Origin of the sequence: Mesorhizobium sp. C277A, from assembly GCF_040324395.1 — a bacterium.
In the GTDB taxonomy this organism is placed as follows: domain Bacteria; phylum Pseudomonadota; class Alphaproteobacteria; order Rhizobiales; family Rhizobiaceae; genus Mesorhizobium.
Map to the genome: position 1 here is coordinate 1,440,885 of NZ_JAMYVW010000002.1, position 20,590 is coordinate 1,461,474.

19 protein-coding genes and 2 pseudogenes are annotated in these 20,590 nt (G+C 63.7%); 6 read left to right on the plus strand and 15 right to left on the minus strand.

All coding sequences use genetic code 11. The features are described 5' to 3' along the window. Positions 1–218 precede the first annotated feature (218 nt). Complete coding sequence (locus tag NKK52_RS07185; protein WP_023682329.1) at positions 219–2,435, plus strand: GumC family protein; 2,217 nt, start codon at positions 219–221, stop codon at positions 2,433–2,435. A gap of 98 nt (positions 2,436–2,533) precedes the next feature. On the opposite strand, the gene NKK52_RS07190 is transcribed toward NKK52_RS07185, so the two are convergent. The 6 genes from NKK52_RS07190 to NKK52_RS07215 all read right to left on the minus strand — a co-directional run bounded on the left by NKK52_RS07190 (position 2,534) and on the right by NKK52_RS07215 (position 8,506). Next, positions 2,534–3,370 carry a GNAT family N-acetyltransferase gene (locus NKK52_RS07190; RefSeq protein WP_023682328.1) on the minus strand — a complete coding sequence of 279 codons (837 nt, stop codon included), beginning with the start codon at positions 3,368–3,370 and terminating at the stop codon, positions 2,534–2,536. Between the two features lie 5 nt (positions 3,371–3,375). Then, complete coding sequence (locus NKK52_RS07195) at positions 3,376–4,122, minus strand: aspartate/glutamate racemase family protein (protein WP_023682327.1); 747 nt, start codon at positions 4,120–4,122, stop codon at positions 3,376–3,378. 2 nt (positions 4,123–4,124) lie between these two features. Beyond that, a complete protein-coding gene (locus tag NKK52_RS07200) occupies positions 4,125–4,943 on the minus strand; it encodes an ABC transporter permease (protein WP_023682326.1) in 819 nt (272 codons plus the stop codon). A 1-nt stretch (position 4,944) separates the two neighbouring features. After that, on the minus strand, positions 4,945–5,856 hold the full coding sequence (locus NKK52_RS07205) for an ABC transporter permease (RefSeq protein WP_023682325.1): 912 nt from the start codon (positions 5,854–5,856) through the stop codon (positions 4,945–4,947). A gap of 237 nt (positions 5,857–6,093) precedes the next feature. Further along, positions 6,094–7,383, minus strand: coding sequence for an ABC transporter substrate-binding protein (locus NKK52_RS07210; protein WP_023682324.1), 1,290 nt, complete (start codon positions 7,381–7,383; stop codon positions 6,094–6,096). 34 nt (positions 7,384–7,417) lie between these two features. After that, on the minus strand, positions 7,418–8,506 hold the full coding sequence (locus tag NKK52_RS07215) for an ABC transporter ATP-binding protein (RefSeq protein WP_023682323.1): 1,089 nt from the start codon (positions 8,504–8,506) through the stop codon (positions 7,418–7,420). Positions 8,507–8,754: 248 nt separating this feature from the next. Here NKK52_RS07215 and NKK52_RS07220 point away from each other — a divergent pair, with 248 nt between their 5' ends. Continuing rightward, positions 8,755–9,465, plus strand: coding sequence for a GntR family transcriptional regulator (locus tag NKK52_RS07220; RefSeq protein WP_023669398.1), 711 nt, complete (start codon positions 8,755–8,757; stop codon positions 9,463–9,465). Between the two features lie 3 nt (positions 9,466–9,468). Here NKK52_RS07220 and NKK52_RS07225 read toward each other — a convergent pair whose 3' ends face one another. Next, entirely contained in the window at positions 9,469–10,698 is a 1,230-nt protein-coding gene (locus tag NKK52_RS07225; RefSeq protein ID WP_023682322.1) for a GNAT family N-acetyltransferase, read from the minus strand. A gap of 91 nt (positions 10,699–10,789) precedes the next feature. Here NKK52_RS07225 and NKK52_RS07230 point away from each other — a divergent pair, with 91 nt between their 5' ends. After that, on the plus strand, positions 10,790–11,848 hold the full coding sequence (locus NKK52_RS07230; protein ID WP_023682321.1) for a polysaccharide deacetylase family protein: 1,059 nt from the start codon (positions 10,790–10,792) through the stop codon (positions 11,846–11,848). A gap of 15 nt (positions 11,849–11,863) precedes the next feature. On the opposite strand, the gene NKK52_RS07235 is transcribed toward NKK52_RS07230, so the two are convergent. Beyond that, positions 11,864–12,079 carry a DUF2842 domain-containing protein gene (locus NKK52_RS07235; protein WP_023669401.1) on the minus strand — a complete coding sequence of 72 codons (216 nt, stop codon included), beginning with the start codon at positions 12,077–12,079 and terminating at the stop codon, positions 11,864–11,866. Between the two features lie 152 nt (positions 12,080–12,231). Here NKK52_RS07235 and NKK52_RS07240 point away from each other — a divergent pair, with 152 nt between their 5' ends. Continuing rightward, a complete protein-coding gene (locus NKK52_RS07240; RefSeq protein WP_023682320.1) occupies positions 12,232–13,356 on the plus strand; it encodes a COX15/CtaA family protein in 1,125 nt (374 codons plus the stop codon). A 72-nt stretch (positions 13,357–13,428) separates the two neighbouring features. Here NKK52_RS07240 and NKK52_RS07245 read toward each other — a convergent pair. The 3 genes and pseudogenes from NKK52_RS07245 to speB form a co-directional block, all read right to left on the minus strand. Then, positions 13,429–14,256 (minus strand): annotated as a pseudogene (locus tag NKK52_RS07245) (aminoglycoside phosphotransferase family protein); the annotation flags it as partial. A gap of 64 nt (positions 14,257–14,320) precedes the next feature. Then, complete coding sequence (gene argC / locus NKK52_RS07250; protein WP_023682318.1) at positions 14,321–15,247, minus strand: N-acetyl-gamma-glutamyl-phosphate reductase; 927 nt, start codon at positions 15,245–15,247, stop codon at positions 14,321–14,323. Positions 15,248–15,276: 29 nt separating this feature from the next. Then, complete coding sequence (gene speB, locus NKK52_RS07255; protein ID WP_023669405.1) at positions 15,277–16,278, minus strand: agmatinase; 1,002 nt, start codon at positions 16,276–16,278, stop codon at positions 15,277–15,279. Positions 16,279–16,419: 141 nt separating this feature from the next. On the opposite strand from speB, the pseudogene NKK52_RS07260 reads away from it, so the two are divergent. Then, positions 16,420–16,622 (plus strand): annotated as a pseudogene (locus NKK52_RS07260) (glycerophosphodiester phosphodiesterase family protein); the annotation flags it as partial. A 198-nt stretch (positions 16,623–16,820) separates the two neighbouring features. Here NKK52_RS07260 and NKK52_RS07265 read toward each other — a convergent pair. Beyond that, on the minus strand, positions 16,821–17,693 hold the full coding sequence (locus NKK52_RS07265; RefSeq protein ID WP_023682317.1) for an aldo/keto reductase family oxidoreductase: 873 nt from the start codon (positions 17,691–17,693) through the stop codon (positions 16,821–16,823). A gap of 91 nt (positions 17,694–17,784) precedes the next feature. Here NKK52_RS07265 and NKK52_RS07270 point away from each other — a divergent pair, with 91 nt between their 5' ends. Then, positions 17,785–18,684, plus strand: coding sequence for a LysR family transcriptional regulator (locus NKK52_RS07270; protein WP_023682316.1), 900 nt, complete (start codon positions 17,785–17,787; stop codon positions 18,682–18,684). 265 nt (positions 18,685–18,949) lie between these two features. Here the strand turns inward: NKK52_RS07270 and rpsI are convergent, their stop codons facing one another. The 3 genes from rpsI to NKK52_RS07285 all read right to left on the minus strand — a co-directional run bounded on the left by rpsI (position 18,950) and on the right by NKK52_RS07285 (position 20,580). Beyond that, complete coding sequence (rpsI, locus tag NKK52_RS07275; protein ID WP_023669408.1) at positions 18,950–19,432, minus strand: 30S ribosomal protein S9; 483 nt, start codon at positions 19,430–19,432, stop codon at positions 18,950–18,952. Position 19,433: 1 nt separating this feature from the next. Further along, a complete protein-coding gene (rplM, locus tag NKK52_RS07280) occupies positions 19,434–19,898 on the minus strand; it encodes a 50S ribosomal protein L13 (RefSeq protein ID WP_023669409.1) in 465 nt (154 codons plus the stop codon). A 217-nt stretch (positions 19,899–20,115) separates the two neighbouring features. Continuing rightward, positions 20,116–20,580 (minus strand): PaaI family thioesterase, encoded by a 465-nt coding sequence (locus NKK52_RS07285; protein ID WP_023682315.1) that lies wholly within the window; start codon positions 20,578–20,580, stop codon positions 20,116–20,118. Positions 20,581–20,590: the final 10 nt, after the last annotated feature.

Consider the following 20,590-nt stretch of genomic DNA (forward strand, 5'->3'; position numbering starts at 1 on the left):
AACCTTAAGGATCTGGGTTCGTTATCATCCTGTTAGGGTTAATGGCCGGTAAAGGGACGCGGCCGATTTGGCGGCAATCGACAAAAAGCCGTATAGTTTTGCTGGCTTTGTTTACCGGATGTCAGCAAACCCTAACAGCTGCTTACCGCGATCTTAACGGCTGAGTTACCATAGTTGTTTACGCTACCATCTAGCCTCATGTTCCGGAGCAGGAATGCATGTCCGACCAGTCCGCGGCCGCAGATGTCGATGTCGACCTGAGACAGCTCTTCGCCAGCCTGGCGCGGAACTGGCTGCGCATTCTTGTGATCACGATTCTCGTCACTGGTCTCGCCTTCGCGTTCGCGTGGCTTGCCACGCCGCATTACAAGGCGACGACGCAGCTGAAAATCCAGTTGAGCGAATCGGCCTATACGCGGCCTGCCGGTACCAATGAAGACGACAAACCTGTGCTCGATGCGGAAGGTGTAGCAACTGAGGTTCAGGTCATTTCCTCGTCCGACATTCTCAATAAGGTGGCTGGCAATCTGCACCTGGGCGACAAGCCCGAGTTCAACGATGCGCTCGGCATGTCGCCGGTAGCCCGACTTCTTGTCATTGCCGGACTGAAAAGTGATCCGGCAGAGATTCCGCTCGAAGAGCGCGTGCTGACTAAAATGCGCGACAAGCTAAACGTCTATGGCGTGGAGAAGACGCGTGCCATCGCCGTCGAATTTTCCTCGGAAGACCGCCAGCTTGCCGCCGATATTCCGAATGCCATCGCCAAGGCCTACATGGCCTATCAGGCGGATGCCAAGACCACGTCGAACGCGGCCGCGACCGCCTTCCTCGGGCCGGAGATCGAGGAGCTGCAGAAGCAGGTCAGGGATGCAGAGGCCAAGGTCGCGGCCTTCCGCTCCGCTCAGTCGGACCTGTTGATGGCTGGCAACAATTCGGTGCTGGCGACACAGCAATTGTCCGAACTATCGAGCGAGCTGTCGCGTGTGCGCGCCAGCCGCGCCTCGGCTGAGGCAACGGCCGAAAGGGTGCGCCAGGCCCTGCAGAATGGCGGTTCGCTGGACGCTGTACCCGAAGTGCTGTCTTCCGATCTGATCCAGCGGCTGCGCGAGCGTCAGATCGAGCTCAGAACCAACATCGCCGATCTTTCCACCACTTTGCTCGACAACCATCCGCGCCTGCGGGCGATGAGGTCGCAGCTAGCCGATCTCGACGGTCAGATCCGCAACGAGGCGCAAAAGATCATGCGCGGGTTGCTGACGCAGGCGCAGACCGCCCAGGCGCGCGAAAACCAGCTGATATCGGACGTCAACAAGCTGAAAGCGGCGTCGTCGCGCGCCGGCGAGGAGCAAGTCCAGCTGGATGCCCTGCAGCGTGAGGCGAACGTCCGGCGCCAGCAGCTTGAATCCTATATGGCGAGCTTCCGCGAAGTGTCCTCGCGCAAGAATTACCTGCCGGTCGATGCCAGCGTGTTTTCCGAGGCGCGCGTGCCGTCGGAACCCTATTTCCCCAAGCTCGTGCCGATCGTCGGCGCCGCCTTCGTCGGCTCGCTGCTGCTGATGTCGGTCATCACGCTGCTGCAGGAGCTGTTTTCGGGCCGCGCCATGCGTCCGGCCCCAGGGGCGCGCTTCGAGCGTATCGAGCAGGTTGCGATGCCGGCAATGTCGGCGCCGGTAGTCGACCCGGAACCGGCTCCTGAGGTCGTGGAAGTGGACGATCAGCCGACGACCATGGAGTCTGAACTGGCGCCAAAGCCCGAGTCGGCTCCTGCAGTGCAGGAGGACGCAGCGATCGCCGGTTCCGAACCGCAAGCCGAACCTGAACCTGTCCGCTCCAGCCTTGGCGAGATCGATGTCGAGAAGGCGGCGGAGAAGCTGATCGCCAGCGGTGCTGCGCGCGCCATCTTCGTCTCGCCCGAAGGCGATGAGGCCGCGGCCTCGGCAGTGCTGGTAGCGCGCGAAGTCTCCGACGCTGGCCTGCGCGTGCTGCTGCTCGATCTCACGGCGTCAGGTGCCGCCTCGCGGCCGATGCTGGACAGCGGACTTTTCCCCGGCATCACCAATCTGCTGGCTTCGGAAGCGCAGTTCAGCGACGTCATCCACGCCGACCTCTATTCGGACTGCCACGTCGTTCCCGTCGGCACCGCCGATCCGGTGCGCGCCATGCGCGCCGCCGACCGGCTGCCGATCATCATGCAGTCGCTGACCACCGCCTATGATCTGGTCATCGTCGAATGCGGACCGGCCGATGCGCAAGGCATCAGCCGACTGGTCGGCGACAGCACCGAGGTCTTCATGTCCATGCTGCAGGCGGACGATGAGGTGGCGCAGGCCGCCGTCGAGCTGATCGAAAGCGGCTATCCCGACCTCACTCTGGTGACGCCGATCGGCCACGAGACGCCGGGTAACCCGGTGCCGGGACGACGTAGCGCCGCCTGAGACATCGGACAATTCAACTTAGGCGGCGCTACTACGGATTGGCTCGTCCATCGCCCGCCGGCTCCCGAAAAACCAAGCTTGTCAGTCGGCGCCGGGATCTACCCCAACTCCAGGGTTGTCACGCCAAATATTCGGCGCGAGTCGACCTTCGGAGGCGGGCCCTTGTACATGCGCGTGGTGGTGAAGGTCGGCCTGAAACCAATTGCTGAAAGCGCCGTGGTGAAATCGAAATTTTCGGCAGGAACGTCGATATGCAGGTCGCCACCTTGGCATGCGGCAGCCAGACTGCCCATGAGCTGCATCGCCGTCTCGGTGTCGTCGGCAAACAGCGGGCCGATCTTGTAACCCGAACGGCAGGGACGAGCCACGGCGTAGCCTATGGTGCCGAGTGAACTGATCGCGGCGAACCCGCAATGCGGCGGCTGCGCCCAGCGGTGCAGGAAGGCTCGTCGAGGCGCGGGGAAACAGCGGGCGTCATAGGCGATGATGTCGGGCACGAGTTGCGTGGTTATCATGCGCACCCCTTCGCTTCGGACGGGCGGGGTCGCGATACGGCCGCTGAAGCGGATGGTTTCGTACGCCGAGCTGAATCCCGTGCGGCGATAATTCGCCAGCTGCGCGGCGACCCCGTCGAGGCCGACCGTTCGGCCGGCCAGCCTGGCCATGCCCGCATTCCAGACTGCTTTGCCATGGCCTTTGCCGCGCATGTCTGGTCGGCAGATGTAGAGACCGATGAAACCGAAGTTGCCGCCATAGGCGACAGCCGAGATGGCGGCGGTCATCTCGTTGTCGACAAAAGCGCCGATGAACCCTTCAGGATCGGTTGGCCGGAACGCGGCGGCATCATCAAGGCCAGGGTTCCAGCCTTCAGCCGCCGCCCAGTCGATGAGAACGGTCAGTTCCGGCGGAGACAATGCGCGGACGGTAGGCTTCATAGCGTTCACTCCGCGGCGACCACCCCCGGCGAGAAGGATTTCAGCACGCCGCGATAGGGCTTGGCCAGCGGACTGGCATAGGAGCCGCGCTTCGAGGTCGACAGGCCCAATGCGATCAGCGCCTCGGCCTGTTTGAGGGCGGCGCCGACGCCGTCGATGACGGGCAGGTCGAACTCTTGCTGCAGCCGGTGTGCCAGGTCGGCCATGCCGGCGCAGCCGAGCACGATGGCCTCGGCGCGGTCTTCCGCTATGGCGCGGGCGATCTCGGCGCGCAGTTTCTCGACAGCGCCGGAAGCAGCGTCTTCAAGCGAGAGTACGGGAATGTCGGCGGCGCGCACGCGGGCACGCCCGGCCATGCCGTAGCGGTGCACCAGCCCCTCGACAGGGACACGCGAGCGTTCGGTGGTCGTCACCACTGTGAAGCGCTGGGCAATGTAGGAGGCGACACTGAGTGCGGCCTCGCAGATGCCGATGACCGGAATGGAGGCCATGGCGCGTGCCGCATCCAGGCCGGTATCGTCGAAGCAGGCGATGATGGCGGCCTGAGCCCCGGCACGTTCGCCGGCGGCGATCTCCATCAAAAGGCCGGGCACGGCCAATGCCTCGTCATAATAGCCCTCGATCGAGGCAGGACCCATCGAGGAGGTGACCGCGATCACCTCGGTCCCGGCGCCGGCAACGGCGCGCGCCGCCGCCGCGATCGTCTCGGTCATGCTCGCCGTCGTGTTGGGGTTCACCACCAGTATCTGCACGATCAAACCCTGGCCCGCTTGCGGCCGACATAGAGGATGGCGCCCAGTGTGGCCAGGATCACCAGGAAGGAGAACACGGTGGTCACCGTGCCCAGCGCATAGAGCACCGGCGTCGTGACATTGGTGGTCATGCCGTAGATCTCGAGCGGCAGCGTGTTGAAGGTGCCCGACGTCATCAGCGTGCGGGCGAACTCGTCATAGGACAGCGTGAAGCCGAACAGGCCGACGCCGATCAGGCTCGGCGCGATCATCGGCAGCACGACATGGGCGAAGGTCTGCCAGGAGTTGGCGCCCAGGTCACGCGCTGCTTCCTCATAGGCGGGCGAGAAGCGGTTGAAGACGGCGAACATGATGAGCACGCCGAAGGGCAAGGTCCAGGTCAGGTGCGCGCCGAAGGCCGATGTGTACCAGGCCGGGCGGAAGCCGACCTGCTGGAAGACGACGCCGATGCCGAGCGAAATGATGATCGAGGGTACGACGAGGCTGGCGACCGCCAGGTAGAACAAAGCGGTGGCGCCACGAAATTTTTGCCGGAAAGCGAGCCCTGCCAGCAGCGACACGACGACGGTGACGATCATCACCATGAGGCCGAGCACGAGCGAGCGCTTGAAGCTGCCGCCGAAATCGCCGACCGCCTGGCGCTCGAACAGATTGGCGAACCAGTGCAGCGACATGCCATTGAGCGGGAAGGTGAGGCCGCCGGTCTCGCCTTGGAAAGAAAGGATCAGGATCGCCGACAGCGGGCCATAGAGGAACAGCACGAACAGAGTGAAGAAGACCGCAAGCACATAGAATTCGAGGGTGCGTTTTTCGTGGCTCACCTCAGAGCTCCTTGCGGATATCGACGATGCGCAGGATGCCGGCGACCATCAAGAGCACCAACACCAGCAACACCACGGCATTGGCGGCGGCTGCGGGATACTGCAGCAGCGACATCTGGTTCTTCATCATCAGTGCGACCGACGCGCTCTGGCCGCCCGACATCACCTGCACGGTGGAGAAATCGGCCATCACCAGCGTGACGACGAAGATGGTGCCGATCGCCATGCCGGGCTTGGCCAGCGGGATGACGACGTTCCACAAGACCTGCCAGCCGGACGCGCCGGCATCGCGCGCGGCCTCAACCAGCGAGCGGTCGATGCGCATCAACGTGTTGAAGATCGGCGTTACCATGAACAGCGTGTAGAGATGCACCATGGCCAACACCACGGCGAATTCCGAATAGAGCAGCCATTCGATGGGTTTTGGCACCAGCCCCAACTGCACCAGCGCCGAGTTGATCAACCCGTTGCGGCCAAGCACCGGGATCCACGAGATCATGCGGATGATGTTGGAGGTCAGGAACGGCACCGTGCAGACAAGGAACAGCACCATCTGCATGGCGGTGGTGCGGATATGGAAGGCGAGGAAATAGGCCACCCAGAAGCCGATGAACAAGGTCAGGGCCCAGACGATGGCAGCGAATTTGATGGTGTTGAGATAGGTCTTCCAAGTGACCCATGATCCCAGCACGTCGAAATAGTTCGTCGTCAGGAAATCCGGATACATGGCGGCGAAGTCGTAGTCCCAGAAGGAGACGACGGCGATCATGATGATTGGCAAGAGCAGGAACGCACCGAGGATGAGCGCCAGCGGCGCCGATTGGAGGTAGGGCGTGACGGCACTGATGGAGAAGCGCCGGCGTCTGGCGGGCTTGGCTGCTGCGATGGCGGGGCGTTCGAGAGCGACTGTCATTGGGAAAATCCTCCGCGTGATCGCGATGACTTGCGATCCTTCGCGCCCCCCTCTGTCCTGCCGGACATCTCCCCCACGAGGGGGGAGATCGAACTCTCATAACGGCCTTCGCCAAACTCCAACGTTGCTAACGAAGAGCCGGCCATGACGCTGCCAATCTCCCCCCAAGTGGGGGAGATGTCCGGCAGGACAGAGGGGGGCGCGAAGGATCGCAACATCACAGTGAACGCGTCCGCTCTACGCGGCGATGAACTCGTTCCAGCGCTTCACCATGTAGCGGTCCTCGTCCATGACCGAGTTCCAGCAGGCGACTTTGCCCATACGCTCTTCGAACGAGCCGCCGTCGCGCACGGCGCCGGCCTTTTCCATGACGGTGCCGTCCGGCGCCTTGATCTCGCCCTTGGCCGGCTTGCCTTCGATCCAGTAGCCCCATTCGTCCTCGGACATGAACTTCTTGGCCGAGACCATATTGGCGGAATAGTAGCCCTGGCGGTTGAGATAGCCGCCGACCCAGCCCGACGTATACCAGTTGATGTATTCGTAGGCGGCGTCGAGCTCGGCGCCCTTGAGATGGGCGGCAAGGCCAAGGCCGCCGCCCCATGACCGGTAGCCTTCCTTGAGCGGCTGGAAGCGGCAGGCGATGCCCTTGGAGCGGACGGCGGCGACGGCCGGCGACCACATCGACTGGATGACCACTTCGCCCGATGCCATCAGATTGACGCTCTCGTCGAACGACTTCCAGAAGGCGCGGAACTGGCCGGCCTGCTTGGCCTTGATGAGGAAGTCGATCGTCTTGTCGATCTCTTCCTTGGTCATGTTGCCCTTGTCGGCATATTTGATGCTGCCTGTGGCCTCCATGATCATGGCCGCATCCATGATGCCGATGGACGGGATGTTAAGGATCGCGGTCTTGCCCTTGAAGGCCGGGTCCATGATGTCGGCCCAGGTGGTGATGTCGCGGCCGACGAGGTCGGGCCGGATGCCTAGCGTATCGGCGTTGTAGATCGTCGGCACCATGGTGAACCACTTGGTCGGCGCCTTGGCGAAGGTCTTTGAGTCCTGCGCTTCGACATAGCCGACCGTGTGCGGCGCGGTGCCCTGGGCAATGATGCTGTCGGGCGTCAGCTTGCCGGTTTTGAACAACGGCACCAGTTCGTCGTAGTATTTCAGCTTGCTGACATCCATCGGCTGCAGCACGCCGCTCGGGAACACCTTCTTGCAGATCCAGTATTCGATGTCGGCGATGTCATAGCTGTCGGGCTGGGTCACGGCGCGCTGGGCGGCCGCGTCCGAATCGGTCGCCGTCATTTCCAGCGTGATGCCGAGGTCGGCCTTGCACTTGTCGGCGATCGCGTTCAGGTTCGACACGCCGGTGCCGAACTGGCGCAGCGTGATGTTGGACTGCGCCCAGATGGTCGGGAAGCCTGTAATGGCGCCCGAGCCTGCGGCGAGGCCGACGGCGGCCGCACCTGTCTTGAGCAACGAACGGCGCGAAATTCCGGTCTTTGTTTCTACTGTTTTTGTCATTCCTATTCCCCTGTTTTGTTTTGCTTCGTTGAATTCATGAATGAAGGCGGCCGAGGACGATGGCGTCCTCGGAATCCCAGGCGAGCGGTACGGCGTCGCCAAGGGCGACGGGTTTGGCGAAGAAGTCGGAATCGTCGATGATAACGGTGAAATCGTCGATGCCGCCGCCGGTGACCGACAGCTTCACCGTGGCGCCGCGATATTCGATGTTGGAGACGATGCCGGTGAAGCCGAGGCCGGGAGAGGGTGCTTCGCCGATGCGCACATGGTCGGTGCGGATGGCGATGTCGATCGGCGTGCCCACCTCCTGGCCTTGCCCGCGGGCGGCGAGCGAGGCGCCACCATTGACGTCGAAGACGACCATGCCGCCACGCTCGCCGGTGACCCGGCCGGAGATGACATTGTGGTCGCCCATGAAGCGCGCGACAAAGGCCGTGGCCGGCCGCTGGAATACATCGCGCGGCGGTGCCGCCTGTTCGATGCGGCCGTCATTCATCACCACGATCAGGTCCGCCAAGGCCATGGCCTCTTCCTGGCTGTGGGTGACGTGGACGAAAGTGATGCCAAGCGAGGTCTGCAATTTCTTCAGCTCGGCGCGCATGCGTATCTTCAGGAACGGGTCGAGTGCCGACAGCGGCTCGTCGAGCAGCAGCGCCTCGGGATCGGTGATCAGAGCGCGGGCGAGTGCAACACGCTGCTGCTGGCCGCCGGAAAGCTGCGCCGGCCGGCGCGTCGCATAGGCCTCCATCTGCATCAGCTTGAGCATGTCGAGCGCCTTGGCACGGCGCTGCTCCTTGTCGACGCCCTTCATCTTCAGGCTGAAGGCGACATTGTCGACAAGGTCGAGATGCGGAAACAGCGCATAGGACTGGAACATCATCGCCGTGCCACGCTTTGCCGGCGGCAGGTCGGTGACGACAATGTTGCCGAGGCGGACATCGCCCGACGAAATGCTTTCGTGCCCGGCGATCATGCGCAGCGTCGAGGTCTTGCCGCAGCCGGAGGGGCCAAGCAGGCAGCAATAGGTGCCTGCCGGTATTTTCAGGCTGATGGCCTCGACGGCAGTCGTCGTTCCGTACACTTTCGAAACGGAGACGATGTCGATCTCGGCGGCTTTGGACATTCAGGCTTCCCCGTTTGGTCGCATTAACCAATGCATTATGCGTGCCAATCGGCGGCAATCGGCCCAAGCGTTTGAATCGACAGCGAAATCGGGGTTCTTGCCCACTGCCTAGCCGGTAGGCTATCTTGTGCATTGCACAAATTATGGGCGATTGTGCGCGATCTGCACAAGAATCGTATGCAATCTTTTTTGGCTTCGTGTCCACTTTGCCTCTCGTGCGCAGGCGACGAGTTGCGCTAGAAGAGGCCATGAACATTGCCGATCAGATCCATTCCGCCGACAGCGCCAACCAGGATCGCGCCCAGGCGATTCGCGACAATCTGCGGGACGCCATCGTCGACCGTCGGCTGACGCCCGGCACCAAGCTGTCGGAAGGCGAGGTCGGCACGCTGTTCGACGTCTCGCGCACCGTCGCGCGCGCGGCGCTGCAGATGCTGTCCTTCGAGGGGCTGGTGCGTACCGAGCGCAACCGTGGCGCCTTCGTCGCCAACCCTTCGCCCGAGGAAGCGCGCCAGGTGTTCGCATCGCGCCGGCTGATCGAGCCGGGCATAGCCATTGCCGCCTGTGGGCGGGTCACAGCCACCGATATCGCTGCGTTCCGCGCGCAGCTCGACGAGGAAGGCCGCTTCATCGCCGAGCGCGGCCCAACCGCGCGGCGCTCCGAAATCAAGGCGTCGGGCGATTTCCATCTGCTGCTCGCCTCCGTCGCCGGCAATGCCATCCTGCAGCGCTTCATGGAGGAGCTGGTGGCGCGTTCGTCGCTGGTGATCGCCCTTTACGGACGATCCGGCGTGTCGGCCTGCGGGCACAGTGAGCACACGGAAATGGTCGGCGCGCTGGAGAGCGGCGATTGCGGGTTGGTGAGCCGGCTGATGCTGCACCATATCGACCACATCGAGGCGGATCTCGACCTGCGGGTCAGGGCCGGCCCGGCGCTCCGCGAAGCGCTGAATTTCTGAACGCTAGTTTTCGTCGTCCGTGGGAGCGGGCGCTGCCTGTCCGGCGGCCTTGCGGCGCAGCATCTTGGTCAGTTTCCAGACCGTCGGGTTGTTCTTGATGAAGGCTTTCGCCCGTGCGCCCTGCCGCAGCGCCGACGCCAGGGCGCGTCCCTTCAGCGTCAGGGGCGCCAGCACCTCGAAATGCTGGGTCTCGATATCGCACCAGAGCCGCTTGTAGGGCTCGTCGCCGACCGAGAAATCATAGACATCGAAGCCTGTTTGGCAGGCTTCCTCGATGATGTCGAAGAAAAGGAAATCGCCGGGGCTGGTGTGGCCGAGATCGTCCTCGGCGATGGCGCCGAATTCGCAGATCAGGCGTTTGCCCGAGCGGCTCGAGCCGGTGATTGCGCGCAGCTTGCCGGCCACTTCGAGCCCATGCAGCACAAAGGCCGGTTTCTCCTCGGCCAGCGCGCCGGCGAAGAGGGCACGGAAGAAAGCCCGCACCTCCGGCTCGCCGAAGACATTGGCGATGCCCATCTTGGCGAAGCGGAACTCCTTCATCTCGAAGAAAGCGTCGAGCAGCCGGTTCACGTCTTCCGGTGTCTGCGCCTCGATGCGGCGATGAACGCCGACCGCCTCGAACTTGCGTGTCTGCGAACGGTGCTTCTTGCGCTTGCGCTTGCCGCCCACACGCGACAGCAGCACATCGAAACCACCGTCGAGATTGACGGCGAGCGACAGGTTTGGGCTCGGAAAGTTGGAGAACGCCGCCAGCGGATTGGCAACGCCATCGAGGTCGGGGAGCAGCCTTTCCAAGGCAACGAGATCGATGTCGGGGCGCGCCTTGCCGATCGCCGTCACCAGCCTGCGGATCCCCCCGGCATCGGCCTTTGCCAGCCATGCCGGATCGGCGGCGGCGAAATTGCCGTTGGCATGGCGCCCGCCCATGAAGCGGGCGACGCGGAATGGACCAGTTCGCGTGATTTCCAGTGCCAGTGCAAAGACCGGCCTGTCCTCGATTGTCAGCGTGGCGACGACCGCATCGGGATTGGCCTGCGCCGTCCAGGCATGAACCCAGGCCGCGCTTTGCGCCGGCGCAAACAGCGCCGAACGGCAGAATTCGCCGTAAGAGGCGAGCGCGGCAGCATCTGCGATCGACACCGACAGACTGGTCTGGTCGGCAGCCGGCGCACGCGCAGACGCCTTGCTTGCGGCGAGCCGATTGCCGTCAAATGACGCGGTGGCGTCAACCATACCTCAATCCTTAAGGCGTATTCGTCGCGATCAGGAGTTCGCGTCGGCGCGTTCCGTGCTTGGATCGAGCCTAGGCGCAAAAGGTGAATGAATGATCGACGGTGGTGAGGCAGTTCGGAAACTGGCGCTTAATATCGCCCGCTTTACCGGCCTTGCACCGCTGGCCAAGCCGTTCGTCGGCGGCATTGGCGCAATCCTCATGTTGCATCGGGTCACCGCCACGCCGGAGAAGCCGGACGGCGTCAACCGCCACCTCAACATCGCCCCGCGATTCCTCGACGCTCTCGTCGCCGACATGAAGGCGAGGGGCTATGCCTTCGTCACCCTCGACGAGGCGATCGAGCGCATCAAGGCCGGCGGCAAGGACGGCCAGTTCGCCACCATCACCGCCGACGACGCCTATCGCGACAACATGACCGAAGCGCTGCCAGTGCTGGAAAAGCACGACGCGCCGATCACCATCTATGTCGCGCCGGGTCTGATCGACGGCAGCGCCGATTTATGGTGGGACGTGGTCGAGGATATCGTCAACGCGCGGGAGCGTTTGACGCTGGCGACGCCGAAGGGGCCGGTGACCATCGACTGCTCGACCCACGGCAAGAAACTCCACGCCAATGCGCGTCTGCATGCCTATCTGACGCTCGAGGTGCGCGAGGAGGATCAGCGCGCTGTGCTGCGCGATCTGGCGCGCTCGAACGGCATCGACCTCGATGGCTTGCGCCCAAGCACGCTAATGACTTGGGACGATATCCGCGCCGTGGCCGGGCACAGGCTGGTGACGATCGGCGCGCATACGGTCAACCACCGCAATCTGAAGCGGCTCGACGAAGCCGATGCGCGCCATGAAATCGTCGACGTCAGGCGCCAGCTGCAGGCGCAGCTCGGCGAAGACCCCCGTCATCTCGCTTACCCCTATGGTTACGCCAGCGCTGTCGGCTGCCGCGAAGTGGGCTTTGCCCGCGACGCCGGCTACGCCTCGGCGGTGACCACTCGCCACGGCGTGCTGCACGCCGAACATGCCGGCTTCCTGCACGCGCTGCCGCGCATTTCGATCAACGGCCGCTACCAGAGTGTCGCCCATATCCGCACCATGTTGTCGGGCGTGACGACGCCGCTGGCCAATGCCGGCAAAATGGTCGTCACCATCTGACCTGGGTCGGGCGCTTCAGCCTTTCGGCGGCGGCTCCAGGATCAGCCATTTGATGATGCCCATCGCCGGCAGCACCCAGAACAGGCCGCTGAACAGGAAGAACAGGAAGTGCACCAGCGGGCTGGATTGCGACAGCTGCGCGACCGCTATGATCGACGCGACCAGCGCATAGATGATGACCAGCGCCACCAGCAGGAAGGTTCCGATCAGCTTTTTCAGGCGGATGGGCATGAGGCGTTCTCGTTGATCGCCTTCGCTTAGGCCCAACCACGCGCCTGTGCAACCCGGGAGATGCGGCGCGACGGCGTGCCGCGCCGTCCGGTCTTGTCAGCCGGGTTGCGATGGTTCACCAATCCGCCACGTCAACCTGCCGGGACCAACCCATGGCCGCAATATCAGCCGCCGCGCCTTACATTGACCGCGATCGCGACTTGAAGAATCGGGCGCTGGTGCGCGGCTGGCTCTATGTCGTGCTTCTGGTGCTGTTTGCGCTGGTGCTGGTCGGCGGCGCCACCAGGCTCACCAATTCCGGCCTGTCGATCACGCAGTGGAAGCCGATCCACGGTGTGATACCGCCGCTCAATGCCGCGGAGTGGCAGGAGGAATTCCAGCTTTATCAAAAGATTCCGCAATATGCCGAGCTCAACAAGGGCATGAGCCTGGACGCCTTCAAATCGATCTTCTGGTGGGAATGGGCGCACCGCATCCTGGCGCGCAGTGTCGGCCTGGTCTTCGGCCTGCCGTTGCTGGTCTTGTCGGCGACGCGCCGCATCGAGCGCGGCCTTGGGCCAAAGCTGGTCGGTATTCTGCTGCTTGGTGGCCTGCAAGGCGCCATCGGCTGGTGGATGGTGGCCTCCGGCCTGGTCGACCGCGTCTCCGTCAGCCAGTACCGGCTGGCGACGCATTTGACGCTTGCCGCCCTGATCTTCACTGCCACCATGGTGGTCGCGCGCGGGCTGGCGCCGCATTCGGAGCCTGCCGCCGACCGGCCGACACAAAGGCTGGCCGGCTTCATCGTGCTGCTGGTGCTGGTCCAGATCTATCTCGGCGGCCTGGTCGCAGGGCTCGACGCCGGCCTGAGCTACAACACCTGGCCGCTGATGGACGGCAAGGTGATCCCGTCAGATTTGCTTCTGCTCGAGCCGGCCTGGCGCAACTTGTTCGAGAACCCGAAGACGGTGCAGTTCGTCCACCGACTGGGCGCCTACACGGTCTTTGCCGTCGGGCTCTGGCACATGATCGCGACACGCCGGCGTTTACCAGGCACGACACACGCACGCCGCGCGACGCTGCTGTTTCTGCTGGTGCTGGTCCAGGCCTCGATCGGCATCGGCACGCTGCTGATGCAGGTGCCGCTGCACATGGCGCTGACCCATCAGGCCTTCGCGCTTGTCCTGCTGGGATTTGCCGCCGCCCACTGGCGCGGCAACAAGGGCGCCTATCCACTGCCAACGCGGCCGCCCATGAACGCAGGTACATCGTCTACGGTGTCTTGGCCGTCGCAATAATCTATTTCGCGAACGAACTGCCTCGCTACGTCTAACGCGCGAGGCTGCGCCGGTCAGAAGCTGCAGAACGAGCCGCACCTTTCGGATCACTCCCGCAACCGACAGCTCGCGGTTCTCGTCGACCGCATTCTCGTCCTCATGATGCCATGCGGCCGACAGGCAGCCATAGGCGATGGCATGGTCGAGAATGGCAGCCGGCGTCTGGCCGAGTGTCCTGGCGAAGATCTCGGCCATATGCGCGATGCGCTCGGGATCGAGGCAGAGGTCGTCGCGCCCCAGTGGGTTGTAGAACAGATTGGCGGCGTCGAAGCCGGGATCGCCGAGCACGCCCTTCGGGTCGATCGCCAGCCAGCCGCGCGCACCGTGCAAAATGTTGTCGTGATGCAGGTCGCCATGCAGCGGCTTGACCGCATGCGGGGCATCGAGCAGCCGGTCCGCGATTTCGGCGGTCTCGATATAGAGGCTGTGCTCTCCGGCGTCGCGATCGGCTCCGGCCTTTTTGAACAGGCTGGCAAACCGTGTCCGCAGCGGCTGCAGGTCCGGCGGGGCAGGGTGTCTTGTGGGCGAGAACAGTCTCCCCATCAACTCGGCCGCGATTGCGGTCGCGGCGTTGTCGCCTTCTTTGGCCAGAACGTCGGAAAGCAGGGTGTCGCCGGCATATTCGAGCAGCATGCGGTGGCCGTCCCGGCCAAGCAGCCGCACCGCGCCTTCGCCGCGCCGCCATGCGAGATAGTGCTCGCCGCGCAACTCGTCCTCGACATCGTCGAATGGTTTGAGCGCCTTGACGATGGCCGGCGAGCCGTCCTCACGCCGCACCTTCCAGATGCGGCTCGAAAACGTCTCGGCAATGAGCTCGGGCGCGCTGATCTTCCAGCGCTTTGGAAATGCAGGCGCGTCCATTCAGAGCGTGATGCCGAAAAGTGTTAAGCGGTTTTCGGGCGACAGAATGCTCTCTCCAACTGAATTAAAGGCCGAGCATCAGGTCCATGTTCTGAACGGCAGCACCCGAGGCGCCCTTTCCGAGATTGTCATAGACCGCAATCAGCAGCGCCTGCGCCCGGTCGTCATTGGCAAAGACATAGACCTTCATGCGGTTGGTGCCGTTATAGACCTCGGGATTGATCTCGGGCAGGCGCTCCACGTGCTCGTAAGGAGCTACCTCGACCACGCCGCCCTTGATGGCGGCAAAATGGTCGGCGATTGCCGCGTGCAGTTCGGCGCCGGCCGGCACATGGTCGAGCCCGCCGAGCTGCAGCGGCACCACTGTGATCATGCCTTGGGCGAAATTGCCGACCGCCGGCTGCATGATCGGATCGTGCGACAGCTTCGCATAGGTGCGCAGCTCCGGCACATGCTTGTGCTGCAGGGTCAGCCCATAGACCTGGAATTCAGAGGCATCCTCGCCCTTGGCGACATAGTCCTCGATCATCGGCCGGCCGCCGCCCGAATAGCCCGAAATGCCATTGACCGTGATCGGGAAATCCGCCGGCAGCAGACCGGCAGCGACCAGCGGCCGCAGCGTCGCGATCGGCCCTTGCGGCCAGCAGCCGGGATTGGCGACGCGTTTCGCATTGGCGATGATCCTGGCCTGATCCTTGTCCAGCTCGGCAAAACCGTATTCCCAGCCCTCGGCGACGCGATGCGCCGTGGAGGCGTCGATCACCTTGGTGGTGTCGTTGGCAATCAGCGACACGCTTTCCTTGGCAGCCGCATCCGGCAGGCACAGGATGGCGACATCGGCGGCATTGAGGAACTCGGCGCGCGCCGCCGTTTCCTTGCGGCGCTCGGCCGGGATCGAGATGATCTCGAGGTCGCCGCGCTCGGCCAGCAGCGCCCGGATCTGCAGGCCGGTGGTGCCGTGTTCGCCATCGATGAAGATTTTCGGTTTCATGTGCCCGTCAATTCCCTGCTAATTCAGGCCTATATGCCCTGGCCATGGTTTGCCGCGCCATGGTTGCCGCTGTTCAGCTCTTCCGCCCGCGCTTTTCGCTCGGCCACCAGGCCGAGATAGTGCATGGCCACCATCGAGCCGGCGATCGCCGTTATATCGGCGTGATCATAGGCCGGCGCAACCTCGACGACGTCGGCGCCGACAATATCGACCTGGCCGAGCTGGCGCAGCGTCGACAGGATTTTCGCCGAGGACGGTCCGCCGGCAACCGGCGTGCCGGTGCCGGGCGCAAAGGCCGGGTCGAGGCAGTCGATGTCGAAGGTGAGATAGGTCTTCCTGCCGCCGGTGCGGTCGACGATCGCATAGGCGATGTCGGAAGCCCGCATCTCCTCGATCTCGTGACCGTAAAGGATTTTGATGCCGAACGTATCGGGGGCATGCGTGCGGATGCCGATCTGGATCGAGCGGTCGGGGTCGATGATGCCTTCATTGACGGCGCGGCCGACGAACGAACCATGGTCGATGCGCTTGCCATCGTCGGGCCAGGTGTCCTGGTGCGCATCGAACTGCACCAGCGCCAGCGGCCCGTGGATGGCGGCATGTGCCTTGAGCAGCGGCCAGGTGACGAAATGATCCCCGCCGAGCGACAACAGGAAGGCACCCGATTTCAGGATCTTCGCCGCCTCGCGCTCGATCGTGCCTGGTGTCTTCTGGTGATTGCCCGAATCGAGCAGGCAATCGCCATAGTCGATGACGGCGAGATGCTCGAACAGGTCGCGCGAGAACGGATATTGCGGGTCGTTGTCGAGGATCGCCGAGGCGCGGCGGATCGCCTGCGGCCCGAAGCGCGCGCCCGGCCGGTTGGTGACGGCGGCATCGAACGGAATGCCCCACACGACGGCGTCCGCGCCCTTTGCATCCTTGGTGTATTTGCGCCGCATGAACGACAGCGCGCCGGCATAGGTCGGCTCGAAGGAAGGCCCCGTCTTGGAGCGGGCGGTGAAGGCGTTGTCGATGGTCTGGTTCGCCATTACGGGTCCTTCTTTGTTCATCGGGCTGCCACAACTACAGAACCGGCACGCAAGATGCCAGTCACAGCTTGGCGAAACGCCATAGCGTTCTAGAGGGGCGACACAGGATTTGTATCGCCAAGGCGCAAGGCCCGGCGACTCCTCTCCGGCGGCCGCGGCGATGAACTGGCGGTGCGGGCCGGCATGCCGGCCGAGACACGGTTTCTGGGCCGAACGCGGCGCCACCATCATCCAGACCGAAGAACCGAAGGCTGCGATTGGCTGGCTGGGGGCCGATGGGTTTCGGGCGCCTTATGTGGATGAGGGAAGCCGGCCGAGCCGCGAATACGGCGAGTATCAATTAGAAATCGTACGTCGGCGCCATCACCCCACCCGGCGCTGCGCGCCGACCTCCCCATCGAGGGAGGTAGGGCGTTGGCGCTTTAGATCCGACAGTCGTAGCGATTGCGAGGCATGCAAGGCTGCCGCGACCTCCTACCTCCCCTCGATGGGGAGGTCGCGCCGAAGGCGCGGGTGGGGTGACAGCGCCGCCCGCAAAATCTTCACGCCGCTTTCGCCACCCCATTCAATTCCCTCAGCACATCAGCCGACAGCTCCAGTTCCGCCGCCGCCAGGTTCTCTCTCAAATGCCCGACCGACGACGTCCCCGGGATCAGCAGGATGTTCGGCGAGCGGCGCAGCAGCCAGGCGAGCGCAACCTGCAAGGGTGTGGCGCCGAGCCGCGTGGCCACATCCGACAAGGTCGACGACTGCAGCGGGCTGAAGCCGCCGAGCGGGAAGAACGGCGTGTAGGCGATGCCGGCGCGCGCCAGTTCATCGATCAACGCGTCGTCGTCGCGATGCGCCAGATTGTACTGGTTCTGCACGCAGACGATCTCGGCGATCCCACGGCCTTCCTCGACCTGCGCAGGGGTGACGTTGCTCAGGCCGATATGGCGCACCAGGCCCTTCCGCTGCAGTTCGGCAAGCGCCGTCAACTGCGTCTCGATCGAGCCCTCGGCGGGACCCATCACCCCGAACATGATGCGCAGATTGACGACATCCAGCACCTCAAGGCCGAGATTCCTGAGATTGTCGTGCACGGCCTGCTCTAGTTCCTTGGCGGAATAGGCAGGCAGCCAGGAGCCGTCGCTGCCGCGCCGCGCCCCGATCTTGGTGACGATGACGAGGTCTTGCTGATAGGGCGCCAGCGCTTCGCGGATCAGCTGGTTGGTGACATGCGGGCCATAATAGTCGCTGGTGTCGATGTGGTTGACCCCGGACGCCACTGCTTCGCGCAGCACAGCAATGGCCGCGTCCCGATCTTTCGGCGGACCGAAAACGTGCGGGCCGGCAAGTTGCATGGCGCCGTAGCCGAGCCGTTCCACGGTGTGGCTGCCGAGGGTGAATGTGCCGGATTTTTGGATGGTGGACATGGTCGGTCTCCTTTGAGGAGGCGAAGATAGACGCTGCTCAACCTCGGGATAATAAGGTACAATCCGTACAGCTTGTGCGGAATGGCGAACAATGATGGACCTTGGCGATCTGAACGCTTTCGTGACGGTGGCGCGTGCCGGCGGTTTTCGCGAAGGGGCTCGCGCCGGCGGCGGCAGCGCGTCGGGCCTGAGCGAAGCGGTGCGCCGCCTGGAGACGCAGCTCGGCGTCAGGCTGTTCAACCGCACGACACGCAGCGTTGTTCCAACCGACGCAGGCCTCAGCCTCTTGGGAAGGCTTGGCCCGGCGCTGTCGGAGGTGGAGGCGGCCCTCGACGTGGTTAATGGCTTTCGGGACAGGCCGGCCGGTTCGCTGCGCCTCAACGTCCCGGTCAGCGCCGCGCGGCTGATATTGCCCGACATCGTTCCGGGCTTCCTCGCCGCCTATCCCGGCATTCGGCTGGAGGTCATCGCCGATGAGAACTTCGTCGACGTGCTGGCGGCCGGCTGCGACGCCGGCATCCGCTATGACGAGCGGCTGGAGCAGGACATGATCGCGGTGCCGATCGGACCGCGCGTCCAGCGCTTCGCCACTGGCGCCAGCCCTGCCTATCTCGATCGCCATGGGCGGCCGCAGCACCCGAGCGATCTGCTTGGCCATGCTTGTCTGCGCGGCCGTTTTGCCAGTGGTTCGATGCTGCCGTGGGAATTCGAGCGCGACGGCGAGGTGGTGCGGGTCGACACGACGGGGCCGTTGATCGTGCGCATCGGCGGGGCGAGCGATCTTGCCGTCCATGCGGCAATTGCCGGCAGCGGCATCGTCGCTCTCTTCGAGGGCTGGCTTCGCCCTCACTTCGAAAGCGGTGACCTGGAGCCCGTGCTCGAACCGTGGTGGCAGAGGTTTTCCGGGCCATTTCTGTACTATCCCGGCCGGCGTCTGGTTCCAGCGCCGCTACGGGCGTTTATCGATTACATCAAGGCCGGCAAGTTCTGAGACTTGAACCGAGGCGGGCGCCATCACCCCACCCGGCGCTTCGCGCCGACCTCCCCATCGAGGGGAGGTAGGGCGTTGCGCTCTTATGCTCGGGTTTTGGTGTCAGCCGAACCCTCGTGATTGTTCAGGGCGGCAAAACTGCCGTGACCCCTACCTCCCCTCGATGGGGAGGTCGCGCCGAAGGCGCGGGCGGGGTAACTGCCGGGACCGCAAAACAAAAAGGCCGCCCGGAAGTGGCCTTTCGATTGCTTGAAGCCCGATACGCTTAGCGCTTCGAGAACTGGAAGCTGCGGCGGGCCTTCGCCTTGCCGTACTTCTTGCGCTCGACGACGCGGCTGTCGCGGGTCAGGAAGCCGCCCTTCTTGAGCACGGCGCGCAGTGCTGGCTCGTAGTAGGTCAGCGCCTTGGAAATGCCGTGACGAACGGCACCGGCTTGGCCGGAGAGGCCGCCGCCGATGACGGTGGCGACGATGTCGTACTGGCCGGCGCGGTTGGAAGCGATGATCGGCTGGTTGAGGATCATCTGCAGGACCGGACGCGCGAAATAGGTCGCGAATTCCTTGTCGTTGACGACGATCTTGCCCGAACCCGGCTTCACCCAGACGCGCGCGATGGCGTTCTTGCGCTTGCCGGTGGCATAGGCGCGGCCCGACTTGTCGAGCTTCTGGACATGCACGGGTGCTGCCGGCTGGGTGTTGGTGTTGCCGGTGGCGGCGCCCAATTCTGCGAGCGAGGAAAGCTCAGCCATCTTATGCAACCTTCTTGTTCTTGGCGTTCAGCGCGCCGACGTCGAGGGTGACGGGCTGCTGGGCGACATGCGGATGTTCCGTGCCTGCATAGACGCGGAGGTTCTTCATCTGGCGACGGCCGAGCGGCCCGCGCGGGATCATGCGTTCGACGGCCTTCTCGACGACACGCTCGGGGAAACGGCCCTCGAGCAGCTGGCGCGCGGTGCGCTCCTTGATGCCGCCGGGGTGACCGGTGTGCCAGTAATAGACCTTGTCGGTGAACTTCTTGCCGGTGAACACCACCTTGTCCGCATTGATGACGATGACGTTATCGCCGTCGTCGACATGCGGGGTGAAGGTGGGCTTGTGCTTGCCGCGAAGATGATTGGCGATGACAGTGGCGAGACGGCCGACGACGAGACCCTCGGCGTCGATCAGCACCCACTTCTTCACCACATCCGCAGGCTTCTGCGAAAAGGTTGCCATGGATTTTTCTGCTTTCGGTTAGGACCTTCCGAAGAAGGCGTTTCTTGTTGCTTGGATTGGCGACAAGGCCCTTGCCCGCCGCCAATAACAAAACGGCGGCCTTTGCGGGCCGCTGCTTCGTGACGGCTTATAGGCGAGGGGAGTGGGCACGTCAAGGCGCGGGAAAAGCACGTCTGCTCGTAAAGTGTAATAAAAACAAAGGTTTGATCAAAAGGTATTATTTTACCACATCGGCGGGGCGCTTCGGCGGGATCGAATAGGTGCCGGTCGCATGCGCTACCGTGTGTTCCTTCGGTCCGGCGACTATGTCGATATCGAACACCATCAGGCTCTTGCCCAGCTTCAGGATGCGGCAATGGCCGTCGATCGGGCCGGCCTCGGCCTTGCGGACGAAATTGATGTTGAGGTTGACGGTAACCGAAAGCGCATCCGGCCCGGCATGGCTGAGCACGCAGACATAGCCGCCAATGTCGGCCAGCGTGAACAGCGACGGACCCGATACCGTGCCGCCGGGACGCAAATGCCGTTCGTTGGCGTTGAGCCGCACCGTGCAGCCGCCCGGAAACACATCGAGCGCCTCATACGACGTGAACTCGTCGTTGAGCTGGGGGTAGACGCTGGCCATCAGCGCATTGACTTCAGCCGCCGTCAGCACCGGCTTGAGATTGTCCTGGGCGGGCATGTCGGTCTCT

Bases quoted from the DNA above. Each gene is read 5' to 3' on its own strand.
- NKK52_RS07185 (WP_023682329.1), top strand. From the start codon at position 219: ATGTCCGACCAGTCCGCGGCCGCAGATGTCGATGTCGACCTGAGACAG.
- NKK52_RS07190 (WP_023682328.1), bottom strand. From the start codon at position 3,370: ATGAAGCCTACCGTCCGCGCATTGTCTCCGCCGGAACTGACCGTTCTC.
- NKK52_RS07205 (WP_023682325.1), bottom strand. From the start codon at position 5,856: ATGACAGTCGCTCTCGAACGCCCCGCCATCGCAGCAGCCAAGCCCGCC.
- NKK52_RS07210 (WP_023682324.1), bottom strand. From the start codon at position 7,383: ATGACAAAAACAGTAGAAACAAAGACCGGAATTTCGCGCCGTTCGTTG.
- NKK52_RS07215 (WP_023682323.1), bottom strand. From the start codon at position 8,506: ATGTCCAAAGCCGCCGAGATCGACATCGTCTCCGTTTCGAAAGTGTAC.
- NKK52_RS07220 (WP_023669398.1), top strand. From the start codon at position 8,755: ATGAACATTGCCGATCAGATCCATTCCGCCGACAGCGCCAACCAGGAT.
- NKK52_RS07225 (WP_023682322.1), bottom strand. From the start codon at position 10,698: ATGGTTGACGCCACCGCGTCATTTGACGGCAATCGGCTCGCCGCAAGC.
- NKK52_RS07230 (WP_023682321.1), top strand. From the start codon at position 10,790: ATGATCGACGGTGGTGAGGCAGTTCGGAAACTGGCGCTTAATATCGCC.
- NKK52_RS07235 (WP_023669401.1), bottom strand. From the start codon at position 12,079: ATGCCCATCCGCCTGAAAAAGCTGATCGGAACCTTCCTGCTGGTGGCG.
- NKK52_RS07240 (WP_023682320.1), top strand. From the start codon at position 12,232: ATGGCCGCAATATCAGCCGCCGCGCCTTACATTGACCGCGATCGCGAC.
- argC (WP_023682318.1), bottom strand. From the start codon at position 15,247: ATGAAACCGAAAATCTTCATCGATGGCGAACACGGCACCACCGGCCTG.
- speB (WP_023669405.1), bottom strand. From the start codon at position 16,278: ATGGCGAACCAGACCATCGACAACGCCTTCACCGCCCGCTCCAAGACG.
- NKK52_RS07265 (WP_023682317.1), bottom strand. From the start codon at position 17,693: ATGTCCACCATCCAAAAATCCGGCACATTCACCCTCGGCAGCCACACC.
- NKK52_RS07270 (WP_023682316.1), top strand. From the start codon at position 17,785: ATGATGGACCTTGGCGATCTGAACGCTTTCGTGACGGTGGCGCGTGCC.
- rpsI (WP_023669408.1), bottom strand. From the start codon at position 19,432: ATGGCTGAGCTTTCCTCGCTCGCAGAATTGGGCGCCGCCACCGGCAAC.
- rplM (WP_023669409.1), bottom strand. From the start codon at position 19,898: ATGGCAACCTTTTCGCAGAAGCCTGCGGATGTGGTGAAGAAGTGGGTG.
- NKK52_RS07285 (WP_023682315.1), bottom strand. From the start codon at position 20,580: ATGCCCGCCCAGGACAATCTCAAGCCGGTGCTGACGGCGGCTGAAGTC.